Genomic DNA, 12,202 nt, shown 5'->3' with positions numbered 1-12,202 from the left:
GTCGGCACGGCAGGTGCGCACAACACGGGTGGCGCTTGTCGGCGACATACGGCCTCCAGCCGGTCAGCGAGCACAGGGCGTCCACATGGGAAGATGTTCGGGTGTTGCGCTGGATCACCGCGGGCGAGTCCCATGGCCGGGCGTTGGTGGCCGTGGTCGATGGCATGGTCGCCGGAGTGGACGTCACCTCGACCGAGATCGCCGATCAGCTGGCCCGCCGCCGGTTGGGCTACGGCCGCGGCGCGCGGATGACCTTCGAACGGGACGCGGTGACCGTGTTGTCCGGCGTGCGCCACGGCAGCACGCTGGGCGGGCCCATCGCCATCGAGATCGGCAACACCGAATGGCCGAAGTGGGAAACCGTGATGGCCGCCGATCCGGTCGACCCGGCACAACTGCAGGATGCGGCCCGCAACGCGCCGCTCACCCGTCCCCGTCCCGGCCACGCCGACTACGCCGGCATGCTCAAGTACGGGTTCGACGACGCTCGTCCGGTGCTCGAGCGTGCCAGCGCCCGCGAGACCGCCGCCCGCGTGGCCGCCGGAACCGTCGCGCGGCAGTTCCTCAAACAGGCGCTGGGTGTCGACGTGTTGTCCCATGTGATTTCGATCGGCCCGTCGGCGCCTTACGACGGCCCGCCGCCCCGGGCCGAAGACCTGGCCGCGATCGATGCCAGCCCGGTCCGCGCGTTCGGCAAGGCGGCCGAGCAAGCCATGATCGCCGAGATCGAAGCAGCCAAGAAAGACGGCGATACCCTGGGCGGCGTGGTGGAGGTCGTGGCGCTGGGCCTGCCGGTGGGGATGGGATCGTTCACCAGCGGCGACAACCGACTGGACAGCCAACTTGCCGCCGCCGTGATGGGCATACAGGCGATCAAGGGTGTGGAGATCGGTGACGGGTTCGAGACCGCGCGCCGTCGCGGCAGCAGCGCCCACGACGAGATGTACCCCGGGTCCGACGGTGTGGTCCGCTCCACCAACCGGGCCGGTGGGCTCGAAGGCGGGATGACCAACGGCCAGCCGCTGCGGGTGCGCGCCGCGATGAAGCCCATCTCCACCGTGCCGCGGGCGCTGGCCACCGTCGACCTGGCCACCGGCGACGAGGCCGTCGCCATCCACCAGCGCTCCGACGTGTGCGCGGTACCGGCCGCCGGAGTGGTGGCCGAGGCGATGGTGGCGCTGGTGCTGGCGCGCGCGGCCCTGGAGAAATTCGGCGGCGATTCGCTGACCGAAACCCGCCGCAACATCGAGGCCTACCAGCGCGCCGTCGCCGACCGCCAAACACCGGCCGCTCGGGTGTCGGGATAGCCGGGGTAGGCAATCAGATGGCACCAATTGCGGTACTCGTGGGACTGCCGGGATCCGGCAAGTCCACCATCGGCCGGCGGCTGGCCAAAGCCCTCGGGGTCGGTCTGCTCGACACCGACGCGGCCATCGAGCAGCAGACCGGGCGCAGCATCGCCGACATCTTCGCCACCGACGGGGAGCAGGAGTTCCGGCGTATCGAGGAAGACGTGGTGCGCGCGGCATTGGCCGACCACGACGGGGTGTTGTCGCTGGGCGGCGGCGCGGTCACCAGCCCGGGCGTGTGCGCGGCCCTGGCCGGCCACACCGTCGTCTACCTGGAGATCAGCGCCGCCGAAGGGGTGCGGCGCACCGGCGGCAACACCGTGCGGCCGCTGCTGGCCGGGCCCGACCGGGCCGAGCGGTACCGGTCGCTGATGGCCAACCGGGTGCCGCTGTACCGGCGCGTCGCCACCATCCGGGTCGACACCGACCGTCGCAACCCCGGGGCGGTGGTGCGCTACATCATGTCGCAGCTGCCGACGCCCAGTCAGACACCCAGTCAGGCGGCCACATGACCGAAACCGGCGCGCCCGCAACGGTGCACGTCGCCGTCGACCCGCCCTACCCGGTGGTGATCGGCACCGGCGTGCTGACACAACTGGACGAGTTGCTGGCCGGCCGGCACAAGGTCGCCATCCTGCATCAACCCGTGCTGGCCGACACCGCCGAGACCATCCGCAACCGCCTGGCCGTCAAGGGCATCGACGCACACCGCATCGAAATACCCGACGCCGAGGCCGGCAAGGACCTGCCCGTCGTCGGATTCATCTGGGAAGTGTTGGGCCGCATCGGACTCGGCCGTAAAGACGCTCTGGTCAGCCTCGGCGGGGGAGCCGCCACCGACGTCGCCGGCTTCGCGGCGGCCACCTGGTTGCGCGGTGTGTCGATCGTGCACCTGCCCACCACGCTGCTGGGCATGGTCGACGCGGCCATCGGCGGCAAGACGGGCATCAACACCGATGCGGGCAAGAACCTGGTCGGGGCGTTTCACCAGCCGCTCGCCGTGCTCGCCGACCTGGCGACGCTGCAGACCTTGCCGCACAACGAAATCGCCTGCGGGATGGCCGAAGTCGTCAAGGCCGGGTTCATCGCCGACCCGGTGATCCTGGATCTCATCGAAGCCGACCCAGAGGCTGCCCTGAACCCGAAAGGCGATGTGCTGCCGGAGCTGATCCGCCGGGCGGTCGTCGTCAAGGCCGAGGTCGTGGCCGCCGACGAGAAGGAATCCGAGCTGCGCGAAATCCTCAACTACGGCCACACTTTGGGCCACGCGATCGAGCGGCGCGAGCGCTATCGGTGGCGGCATGGCGCCGCGGTGTCGGTCGGGTTGGTGTTCGCGGCCGAGCTCGCCAGACTTGCCGGACGGCTGGATGAGACCACCGCGCAGCGCCATCGCACGATCCTGTCGTCGCTGGGCCTGCCGGTCAGCTACGACCCGGACGCGCTGCCGCAGTTGCTGGAGATCATGTCGGGCGACAAGAAAACTCGGGCCGGCGTGCTTCGGTTCGTGGTCCTGGACGGACTGGCCAGGCCGGGGCGGTTGGTGGCGCCGGACCCGGGACTGCTGGTGACCGCCTACGCCGGAGTCTGTGCCGCATGAGTGTGACGGTGAACGTGATCAACGGCCCGAACCTGGGCCGGCTGGGCCAACGCGAGCCCGCCGTCTACGGCAGCACCACCCACGCTGAACTGGCGGCTCTGATCGAGCGGGAAGCCGCCGAACTCGGACTCAAAGCCGTTGTGCGGCAAAGCGATAGCGAAGCTCAACTGTTGGAATGGATTCATCGGGCCGCCGACGCCGCGGAACCGGTGATTCTCAACGCCGGCGGGCTGACACACACCTCGGTGGCGTTGCGCGACGCCTGCGCGGAATTGAGCGCACCCCTGATCGAGGTGCATATCTCCAATGTCCATGCCCGCGAGGAGTTCCGGCGGCACTCCTACCTCAGCCCGGTCGCCACCGGAGTGATCGTCGGCCTTGGTGTCCAGGGCTACCTGCTCGCCCTGCGCTACCTGGCGAACACCGCCGAACGCTAATCCTGCTTGGGCTTGTGATCGGGCTTGGGAACGGGGTTGGTCTCGTCGTTTTCCAGGCGGATCGCCTCGGTGCGTGCCTCGGAGTCGCTGGTGGGGATCGTCTCGGTGGGGGCCTCGGACTCGCCGGTGCGGATCACCTCGGTCGGAGACTCATGCTCTGCGGTGGCGATCGTCTCGGTGGGTGCTTCGCGTTCGACGGTGGCAACGGCGGTGGGTGCGGTGGCCTGCGCCTCCGCCCGGGGGGCCTGGATCTCCCCGGTCGGTGTCTCGTCGGCGCGCACCGCGGAGAATACGTCGGTGTCGCCACGACCCCTGGATCCGTCGTGCGCGGGGGGTGGGGGAGCGTTGCGGTCGATACGCCAGCGGGCGACGGCCACCCCGGTGATCGCGAACAGGAACACGATGAGCGCGGTGAAGGCCGCAAACGTCGTCAGTTCGTTGATCAGCCCGCCGGTGTAGACGCCGTTGTAGAAAACGGCGATGAGCCAGGTCACCGCACCGCTGAGGACCCCGGCTGCCAGGCCGGCCAGCAGCCAGGTCATGGCCAGGTCTTCGCGGCGGTCGGGGTCGGGATTGGCCTTGGCGTCGGCGTTTCCGTCGGTGAGTCCCCATACCACGACGGCGATGATGTACAACGCCAGAAGCACCAGGCTGATCAATCCGGCCTGAGTCTGCCAGGCGTTGATCAGCGCCCCCTGAAAAAGACGTAGAACGACCATCGCGGCGGCGAACACCAGTCCGCGCAGCATCCAGTTAGTCATGGGAGTTCAGCGTAGCTGTAGCGTCAACGGTCGTGACACATTCCCAGCGTCGACACGACCTGAAAGCTAAAATCGGTGCCGCCGGACTGGATGCGATGCTGGTCACCGACCTGGTAAATGTCCGATATCTATCCGGTTTCAGCGGCTCCAACGGCGCGTTGCTGGTGTTCGCCGACGAACGCGAAGCGGTGTTGGCCACCGACGGCAGGTACCGTACTCAGGCCGCCCAGCAGGCCCCCGACCTCGAGGTGGTCATCGAGCGGGCGCTCGGCCGTCACCTGAGCTGCCGGGCGGCCGAATGCGGCGTCGGCAGGCTGGGTTTCGAGAGCCATGTGGTCACGGTGGACGGTTTGGATGCCCTGACGGCCGGCCTGCAGGACACCGGCACCGAGCTGGTCCGGGCTTCCGGGACAGTGGAGACGCTGCGGGAGGTCAAGGATGCCGGTGAGCTCGCATTGCTGCGGCTGGCCTGCGAAGCGGCCGACGCCGCGCTGACCGACCTGGTGCGGCGCGGCGGTCTGCGCCCGGGACGCACCGAGCGGGAGGTGGCCCGCGACCTGGAAGGGCTGATGTTCGATCACGGCGCCGACGCGGTGTCGTTCGAGACGATCGTGGCGGCCGGACCGAATTCGGCCATCCCGCACCACCGGCCCACCGACGCGGTGCTGGCCACGGGTGACTTCGTCAAGATCGACTTCGGCGCGCTGGTCGCCGGCTATCACTCCGACATGACCCGCACCTTCGTGCTGGGCAAGGCGGCCGACTGGCAGCTGGAGCTCTACCAGCTGGTCTCCCAGGCGCAGCAGGCCGGTCGCGACGCGTTGCGCCCGGGTGCCGAGCTGCGTGAGGTCGACGCCGCCGCGCGCCAGTTGATCACCGACGCGGGCTACGGCGACAATTTCGGCCACGGTCTGGGACACGGCGTTGGCCTGCAGATACACGAAGCGCCGGGCATCGGGGCGACATCCGCCGGTACACTACTTGCGGGCTCCGTGGTGACCGTGGAGCCCGGCGTCTATCTACCCGGCCGCGGCGGTGTCCGCATTGAGGACACATTGGTAGTGCCCTCTAAGACGCCAGGCGCCTCAGAAAGCGCCGGACAGACCCCGGAGTTGTTGACCCGGTTCCCCAAGGAACTGGCCATTTTGTAGGAGATTTAGCAGACCGTGGCGACCACCGCTGACTTCAAGAACGGACTTGTCCTGGCGATCGATGGGCAGCTGTGGCAGATCGTCGAGTTTCAGCACGTCAAGCCGGGCAAGGGACCGGCGTTCGTGCGCACCAAGCTGAAGAACGTGCTGTCGGGCAAGGTCGTCGACAAGACCTACAACGCCGGGGTGAAGGTGGAGACCGCCACCGTGGACCGCCGCGACACCACCTACCTGTACCGCGACGGCTCGGACTTCGTGTTCATGGACAGCCAGGACTACGAGCAGCACCCGCTGCCGGAGTCCCTGGTCGGCGACGCCGCGCGGTTTCTGCTGGAGGGCATGCCGGTGCAGGTGGCCTTCCACAACGGGGCACCGCTGTACATCGAGCTGCCGGTAACCGTCGAACTCGAAGTCACCCACACCGAGCCGGGCCTGCAGGGCGACCGGTCCAGCGCCGGCACCAAACCGGCAACGCTGGAGACCGGCGCCCAGATCCAGGTGCCGCTGTTCATCAACACCGGGGACAAGCTGAAGGTCGATTCGCGCGACGGCAGCTACCTGGGCAGGGTCAACGCCTGAGCATGCCCGAGGGAAAACCGGGCAAGCCGGTTAAAGGACGCCATCAGGCCCGCAAACGCGCGGTGGACCTGTTGTTCGAGGCCGAGGCGCGGGGCATGAGCCCGGTCGAGGTGGTCGAGTCCCGCACCGCACTGGCGGCAGCCAAGCCGGAAGTCGCGCCGTTGCATCCCTACACGGCCGCGGTGGCGCGCGGCGTCAGTGAGGATGCCGCCCACATCGACGACCTGATCGCCGCACATCTGCAGGGCTGGACGCTGGATCGGCTGCCCGCGGTGGATCGCGCCATTCTGCGGGTCTCGGTGTGGGAATTGCTGCATGCCGACGACGTCCCCGAACCGGTAGCCGTCGACGAGGCCGTCGAGCTGGCTAAGGAACTGTCCACCGACGAGTCGCCCGGCTTCGTCAACGGAGTGCTGGGACAAGTCATGCTGGTGACGCCGCAGATCCGCGCCGCCGCTCACGCGGTCCGCCGGGCGGTGCCTGGAGATGCGGAACGCCTGCCGGAAAACCAAGGATCGTGTTCATGAGCAGACTCGAATTGCGTGTCGTGATCGCCGCCTGGATGGCCGCGGCGGTGGTGCTGGGCGCGGTGATCTGCGCTGCCTACGGCTGGGCCATTGTCGCCTCGGCGCTGTCGATTTATGCGCTGGGCGTCGGCGCTTGGCTGTATCACAGCATCGAGCGCCTGATCCTGGCCCGCCGGATCAGTACGGTCCGCTCGGCGGCCAAGCCGCTGCAGCCGCTGCTGCCGGTGATGGCGGCCATCATGGGCCTGACCCAGGCAGTGGTCCGATCTCTGGGCGACGTCACCGACCTGCCCGCGCGTCGCTGGGAATTTCCGCAATTCCCACAGCTTCCGATGCTGCGCTGGGTCGACAGCACGTTGGGTAACCGGCGGATCATCGACAGCGACGACGAGCCGGACGGCTGACTCACCGGGCTGCTAAACGACCACGAAAAACGAATCGCGGTAGGCCTCGAGAAGCCGCAGCCATAATTCGCTGACGGTCGGGAAGCACGGCACGGCGTGCCACAACCGGTCGATGGGCACCTGGGCGGCGACGGCGATGGTGGCCGAGTGCAGCAGCTCGGTGACACCCGGGCCGACCATGGTCACGCCGAGCAGGTGGCCGCGATCGACGTCAACCACCATGCGTACCCGGCCCGTGTACCCGTCGGCATAGAGCTTTGCTCCCATGACGACGTCCCCGATTTCGACGTCGATGGCCTTGACCCGGTGCCCGGCCTGCACCGCCTGTTCCTCCGTGAGGCCGACCGCGGCGACTTCGGGGTCGGTGAAGAGGGCCTGCGGCACGGCGTGATGGTCTGCGGTGGTCGCATGAACGCCCCACGGCGCGGTGTCCAGCGGCGTGCCCGCGGCACGGGCGCCGATGGCCGCACCGGCAATGCGCGCTTGGTATTTTCCCTGATGGGTCAGCAGCGCACGGTGATTGACGTCGCCGGCCGCGTAGAGCCAACCATCGTCGACGGCGCGCACGCAGCAGGTGTCGTCGACATCGAGCCAGCTGCCGGGGGTTAATCCGACTGTTTCCAAGCCGATATGGTCGGTGAGGGGCTTTCGGCCGGTGGCAAAAAGGATTTCGTCGACCTCGAGCTCGGTGCCGTCGGTCAACGCGAGCGCCAGCGGGCAGTAGGGGTATGCCCGGCTGAGTTCGCGGACTGTCACACCCGTGCGCACGTCCACACCAGCCTCCGCTAGACCGCGGCCGACCAGCTCTCCCACAAAAGGCTCCATCCGCGGCAGTAGGCGCGAGCCTCTGGCCAGTAAGGTCACCTTCGAGCCCAATCCTTGCCAGGCCGTTGCCATTTCGACACCGACGCCGCCGGCCCCGACAACGGCGAGCCGGTTCGGGACATCGCTACTGTCGTTGGCTTCGCGGTTGGTCCAGGGTCGAGCTTCGGCTAGGCCGGGCAAGTCGGGGATCGCGGTCCGGCTTCCGGTGCAGATGACGACCGCGTGCCGGACGGCCAGCACCACCTCCCTGCCGCTGGGTGTCGTGACCACAACTCGTCGCGGACCGTCCAACCGTCCATGCCCACGGACCAGCGTCGCTCCGATACCGGCCACCCAGTCGACCTGGCCGGTGTCGTCCCAGTCGTTCACGTAGCGGTCGCGGCGGCCGAAGACACCGGCCGGGTCTATCGAGCCGGTGACCGCCTCGCGCGCCCCCTCGACCCGGCGCGCGTCAGAGACCGCGCGGACCGGACGCAGCAGCGACTTGCTGGGCACGCAGGCCCAATACGAACACTCGCCCCCAACGAGCTCACGTTCGACCACCGCGACGTCCAGGCCGGCCGCCCGGGTGCGGTCCGCGACATTCTGGCCCACCGGACCCGCCCCGAGCACCACTACGTCGTATGTCTGGTCGAATGTCTGGTCGTATGTCTGTTCCTGTTGGTCGGCCGCCATGGCCGAAATCCTATGTGCAGGCCATTTTCGGGATCCGCTCGATTCCGAATTACGCTGGGTGAACAGTCCGGATTTAGGGGCGGCTCGTGATCACGTTGGACCGCTTGGTGAATGTGTTGGGTGGTTACGGGGTCCGGCTACGGTGGTCGTCGTTGCCCAGGTCGACGGAACTGCGCAGTGTGGTGATCCACGAAGCAGCCGCGGCCCGTCCGGTGGTCGGAGATGTGTTGCTGGCGATCGGCGCGAGCCCGTCGGCGAAGCGGTTCAATGGGCGGCGTCGGCCCGGGCTGTGGTGGTGTTGACCCGTGACGGCGAACAGCCCATGACATTGGAGGGTGACGTCGAGGCGGGCGCGGTCATGGTGCTGGACCCGTCGGTGTCCTGGAGCGAGGTCGCCGCGGTGGTCTACGGGCTGGTGCTGGAGGGGCGCGAGACGGAATCCGGTCGTGGTCCCACCGACTTGTTCGCGCTGGCCGACAGCCTGGCCGAGGCCACCGGCGGAGCCGTGACCATCGAAGATCGGCTACTGCGGGTCCTGGCCTACTCACGGTTGCAGCACCACGCCGACCCGGCGCGGGTGGCGACGATCCTGGGTCGCCAGACACCGGAGCAACTGCGCCGGTGGCTCGACGAGCACGGAGTTATGGCTCACCTGGCCACGTCCGACGATCCGCTCTACGTTGCCGCGGACCACGACCACGGCCTGACCGGGCGCATGGTGGTCGCTGTCCGTTGCGGACGCGAAATCCTGGGATCGGTATGGGTGGCGTGCTCGGCTCCGCTGAGCGGCGCCGAGCGCACCGCGTTGACCGACGGCGCGCATACCGTGGCCCTGCATCTGCTGCGGTCGCGGGCCAGCGCCGACTTGGAGCGCCAGGTCGAATCCGAACTGGTGATTCAGCTGCTGGAGGGCACCATTGACGCCGCCACCGTCGCCAGCAGGCTGGGATTGCCACGCGGTCCGCTGCGGGTGATTGCGTTGCGGGCGTTCGTCGGTGCCGACCGTGATGCCGCGCTGCTGTTGGCTTTCGAGCGGGCCACCACGGGGTTCGGTTGGTCACGGCCGGGCCGCAGCGCGTTGGCGGGCAACACCGTCTACACCGTGCTGCCCGGCGATCAGCCGGCAACGGCGCGGCGCTGGGTCAGCGATGTACGGGCGGCCCTGCCCGAGCGAATGCGGGTGTGGGCCGGCATCAGCGGACCGGCGGAGGTGGCCGACCTCGTCGCGGCGCGCCAAGAGGCCGACGAGTGTCTGGCGCTGCACCAGCTGTCCGCGGGCAGCGCCGCCCCACCGGCATACGACCAGACCTGGGACGACATCCTGCTGCAACGACTGCGCACCGCGGCCAGGTCCGGGCGGTTGCCGGACCGTGGGCCGGTGGCCGAGCTGCGCCGCCACGACCTTGCCAACGCCACCGAGTACGCGCCCACGCTGCGGGCCTGGCTGGAGGAGCAGGGCGACCCGGCGCGGGCCGGTGAGCGTCTGGGGGTGCACGAGAACACCGTGCGTTACCGGCTGCGGAAGATGGCCGAGATCACCACTTTGTCGCTGGACGACGCCAAGAAGCGGCTGGCTATGACGATCGAGCTCGCGGCCACCGACGCGGACGAGCCGCTGTAGCAACCCGACAACGCGCGACGGCCGGGTTGTCGGACTTCGGCAAACAGTGCGGCGCCTGGCGACGCCACCCTGGAGGTTGTCAACCTCCGGCCAAACCCGTCGATAGGAATGTCCGATGACCACCCCGTGTTCCGACCGGCGCCGGCTCACCGGCCGCACATCAGGCGACGACGCCTCGATGGACATCTACACCCTGCGCCGGCCGCACCCGCTTGTGGCGTGGCTATCCCGCATGCCTACCGCCCGCGGATTCCAGGTGCTGCTTGCGATTTGGGTCGCGGTGGTGGTGCTGGCCGGCCTGCCGATCGTTGTCGCTGTGGGCACCAAAGAGCACGAATCCCGTAGCCGCTTCTACGCCGAGCAGGCGCAAACCCGTCAGTCGGTCACCGCGGTGGTCACCAGTGACAGGGCCGCCCATCGAGAGCTTGCCGATCCGCAGACGGTCAGCGTGCCGGCCCGCTGGGTTGTCGGGGGAGTCGAGCACGGCGGTCCGGTGGATGCGCCGCGGGGCGTGAAAGCCGGTGATTCCGTTGACATCTGGGTTGATGAGAACAGTTACCACGTCGGCCTGCCAGTCAGGACTGCGCTGGACGATGCGGTGGCAGCCGGATTGTCGGCGTGGCTGATGATTTCCGCCGTGACAGCCGTTGTGCTGGCCGGCGTCTGGGCGGTTGTCGACCGCGCACCCGCCGGCCGATCGCGGCCGTCCGCAAGGAGCTGTCGCGGTGTCGGTCCGAGGGCCGCACCTCGTTGAGGGGTGTTGTCGCAGAACCACCATGGCTCCTCGGGTGATTGGCCGGCTACGCCAAGCGCCGCGGCGCCCATTCGGGGAGCGTGGGAAATACCAAGCAAGAGTTCAGTACATGGAGGTGTGTGATGGCCGGCGTCGAGCGGATGGACGGTGGGCCTCGTTCGGTGGTTGTCGTCGGTGCCGGGATCGTCGGATTGTCGACGGCATGGTTCCTTCAGGAGCGGGGCGTCGATGTCACGGTGGTGGATCGCGACGGCGTGGGCGCCGGCGCTTCCGGCGGCAACGCCGGGTGGATTGCGCCGGGATTGGCGCTGCCGCTCAACTCGCCGGCAGTGCTGCGCTACGGATTACGTTCGCTGATCGACTCGACGGCACCACTGCACATTCCGTTGACCGCAGACATGGGCCTGGGGATGTTCCTGGTGCGGTTCGCCGGTCACTGCCGGCGATCATCGTGGCGGCGCGCGCTGCGGGCCAACGCAATCCTCAACGAGGACTGCATCGAAGCTTTCGACGTCCTCATCGCCAACGGGGTCGACGCACCGGTGACCGATGCACCCATCACCGCGGTATTCGACTCCACCGCAGCGGCACAACAATTCCGGGAAGACCTGCAGGAACTCGGAAAGGCCGGCCAGACAACGGATATCACCGTATTGACGGGTGCGGCGCTGCGGGAGCAAGTGCCGCTGGCGTCCCGGGCGGTCCGGGTCGGGCTCAGCGTCAACGGACAGCGTTTCATCGACCCGGCCCGCTTCGTGGCGGCTCTGGGTCGCGCGGTGGTGAACCGCGGGGCGACGCTGCGCACGCTGGAAGTAGCCGAAATTGCCAACGCGGCCAACGGTATTGCGGTGCGGCCGCGCCGCGGCACACCGCTGATTACCGAGGCCGCCGTGATCGCTACCGGCGCACAGTTGCCGCAACTGGCCGGCCGCCGGCTGGGCGTACCGGTGCGGGCCGGTCGCGGTTACTCGTTCACCGTGCCGGTCGAGCGCCCGATGCCCTGGCCCATCTACCTGCCGAGCGTGCGAGTCGCGGCTACGCCGCATCACGGCGCGATGCGCGTTTCGGGCACCATGGAATTTCGCCACCCGCACGCCCCGGTCATGCCACCAACGGGTGGCGGCCATTGTGGCCTCGGCCGGTCCGCTGCTGGGTGGCGTGCGATGGGCCGAACGCAGCAACGTGTGGGTGGGCGCGCGACCGATCGCCGCCGACGGCCGTCCGGTCATCGGTGCGGTGTCACCGGGCGTCTTCGTGGCCGGCGGACACGGCATGTGGGGACTGGCGCACGGACCGGTGACCGGTCGGCTGTTGGCCGAGCAGATTACCACCGGCAAGCAACCGCAAGCTCTACGCGAATTCGAGCCGTTGCGCAGAACGGGCCGCTAGCACACCAGATCACGTCTTGCCCACTACGGGCCCCGAGTCGTCAGGGGCGGTTGCCCCGCCGCGCCCGCCCCTGACGACTCGGGGCCCGTAGTGGGCAAGACGTGATCTGGTGTGCTAGCGGCCCGTTCTGCGC

General features: G+C 68.6%; 11 protein-coding genes and 2 pseudogenes. 11 read left to right on the top strand and 2 right to left on the bottom strand.

What is annotated here, in order from left to right:
- The first annotated feature begins 101 nt into the window (after positions 1–101).
- Genes aroC through aroQ form a run of 4 tightly spaced genes read left to right on the top strand, consistent with a single transcriptional unit; the run spans position 102 to position 3,383 of the window.
- Complete coding sequence (gene aroC, locus CDN38_RS02590; protein WP_075513408.1) at positions 102–1,307, top strand: chorismate synthase; 1,206 nt, start codon at positions 102–104, stop codon at positions 1,305–1,307.
- Between the two features lie 17 nt (positions 1,308–1,324).
- Positions 1,325–1,861, top strand: a complete 537-nt coding sequence (locus tag CDN38_RS02585) for a shikimate kinase (protein WP_075513407.1) — start codon at positions 1,325–1,327, stop codon at positions 1,859–1,861.
- Positions 1,858–2,946 carry a 3-dehydroquinate synthase gene (aroB, locus tag CDN38_RS02580; RefSeq protein WP_075513406.1) on the top strand — a complete coding sequence of 363 codons (1,089 nt, stop codon included), beginning with the start codon at positions 1,858–1,860 and terminating at the stop codon, positions 2,944–2,946. Before CDN38_RS02585 ends, aroB begins: the two co-directional genes overlap by 4 nt.
- Entirely contained in the window at positions 2,943–3,383 is a 441-nt protein-coding gene (gene aroQ / locus CDN38_RS02575) for a type II 3-dehydroquinate dehydratase (protein ID WP_075513405.1), read from the top strand. Before aroB ends, aroQ begins: the two co-directional genes overlap by 4 nt.
- Here the strand turns inward: aroQ and CDN38_RS02570 are convergent.
- The gene (locus CDN38_RS02570; protein WP_099318765.1) at positions 3,380–4,144 is read right to left on the bottom strand and encodes a B-4DMT family transporter; all 765 of its coding nucleotides are present in this window, start codon (positions 4,142–4,144) and stop codon (positions 3,380–3,382) included. The genes aroQ and CDN38_RS02570 overlap by 4 nt on opposite strands.
- A 32-nt stretch (positions 4,145–4,176) precedes the next feature.
- On the opposite strand from CDN38_RS02570, the gene CDN38_RS02565 reads away from it, so the two are divergent.
- The 4 genes from CDN38_RS02565 to CDN38_RS02550 are packed head-to-tail and all read left to right on the top strand — an operon-like array spanning position 4,177 to position 6,805.
- Complete coding sequence (locus tag CDN38_RS02565) at positions 4,177–5,295, top strand: M24 family metallopeptidase (protein WP_075513403.1); 1,119 nt, start codon at positions 4,177–4,179, stop codon at positions 5,293–5,295.
- A 15-nt stretch (positions 5,296–5,310) separates the two neighbouring features.
- Positions 5,311–5,874 (top strand): elongation factor P, encoded by a 564-nt coding sequence (efp, locus tag CDN38_RS02560; RefSeq protein ID WP_063470123.1) that lies wholly within the window; start codon positions 5,311–5,313, stop codon positions 5,872–5,874.
- A gap of 2 nt (positions 5,875–5,876) precedes the next feature.
- Positions 5,877–6,401: a transcription antitermination factor NusB gene (nusB, locus tag CDN38_RS02555; RefSeq protein ID WP_075513402.1), complete on the top strand. Its 525-nt coding sequence runs from the start codon at positions 5,877–5,879 to the stop codon at positions 6,399–6,401.
- The gene (locus CDN38_RS02550; RefSeq protein ID WP_075513401.1) at positions 6,398–6,805 is read left to right on the top strand and encodes an antitermination protein NusB; all 408 of its coding nucleotides are present in this window, start codon (positions 6,398–6,400) and stop codon (positions 6,803–6,805) included. The genes nusB and CDN38_RS02550 overlap by 4 nt, the downstream gene beginning before the upstream one ends.
- A gap of 12 nt (positions 6,806–6,817) precedes the next feature.
- Here the strand turns inward: CDN38_RS02550 and CDN38_RS02545 are convergent, their stop codons facing one another.
- The gene (locus CDN38_RS02545; RefSeq protein ID WP_075513400.1) at positions 6,818–8,305 is read right to left on the bottom strand and encodes a dihydrolipoyl dehydrogenase family protein; all 1,488 of its coding nucleotides are present in this window, start codon (positions 8,303–8,305) and stop codon (positions 6,818–6,820) included.
- Positions 8,306–8,391: 86 nt separating this feature from the next.
- Between CDN38_RS02545 and CDN38_RS02540 the strand changes: the two are divergent.
- From CDN38_RS02540 to CDN38_RS02530, 3 genes and pseudogenes are all read left to right on the top strand, one after another.
- A pseudogene (locus tag CDN38_RS02540) lies at positions 8,392–9,926 on the top strand (PucR family transcriptional regulator).
- A 115-nt stretch (positions 9,927–10,041) separates the two neighbouring features.
- Entirely contained in the window at positions 10,042–10,680 is a 639-nt protein-coding gene (locus CDN38_RS02535) for an Rv1733c family protein (RefSeq protein WP_075513399.1), read from the top strand.
- Positions 10,681–10,802: 122 nt separating this feature from the next.
- Positions 10,803–12,069: pseudogene (locus CDN38_RS02530) on the top strand (NAD(P)/FAD-dependent oxidoreductase).
- Positions 12,070–12,202: the final 133 nt, after the last annotated feature.

The organism is Mycobacterium ostraviense (assembly GCF_002705925.1).
GTDB lineage: Bacteria > Actinomycetota > Actinomycetes > Mycobacteriales > Mycobacteriaceae > Mycobacterium > Mycobacterium ostraviense.
Note: the sequence above shows the minus strand (reverse complement) of the source record. Positions and strands in the feature narration are given on the sequence as shown.

Coding starts and splice junctions, on each gene's coding strand:
- CDN38_RS02585 (WP_075513407.1), top strand. CDS start 1,325: ATGGCACCAATTGCGGTACTCGTGGGACTGCCGGGATCCGGCAAGTCC.
- aroB (WP_075513406.1), top strand. CDS start 1,858: ATGACCGAAACCGGCGCGCCCGCAACGGTGCACGTCGCCGTCGACCCG.
- aroQ (WP_075513405.1), top strand. CDS start 2,943: ATGAGTGTGACGGTGAACGTGATCAACGGCCCGAACCTGGGCCGGCTG.
- CDN38_RS02570 (WP_099318765.1), bottom strand. CDS start 4,144: ATGACTAACTGGATGCTGCGCGGACTGGTGTTCGCCGCCGCGATGGTC.
- nusB (WP_075513402.1), top strand. CDS start 5,877: ATGCCCGAGGGAAAACCGGGCAAGCCGGTTAAAGGACGCCATCAGGCC.
- CDN38_RS02550 (WP_075513401.1), top strand. CDS start 6,398: ATGAGCAGACTCGAATTGCGTGTCGTGATCGCCGCCTGGATGGCCGCG.
- CDN38_RS02545 (WP_075513400.1), bottom strand. CDS start 8,305: ATGGCGGCCGACCAACAGGAACAGACATACGACCAGACATTCGACCAG.
- CDN38_RS02535 (WP_075513399.1), top strand. CDS start 10,042: ATGACCACCCCGTGTTCCGACCGGCGCCGGCTCACCGGCCGCACATCA.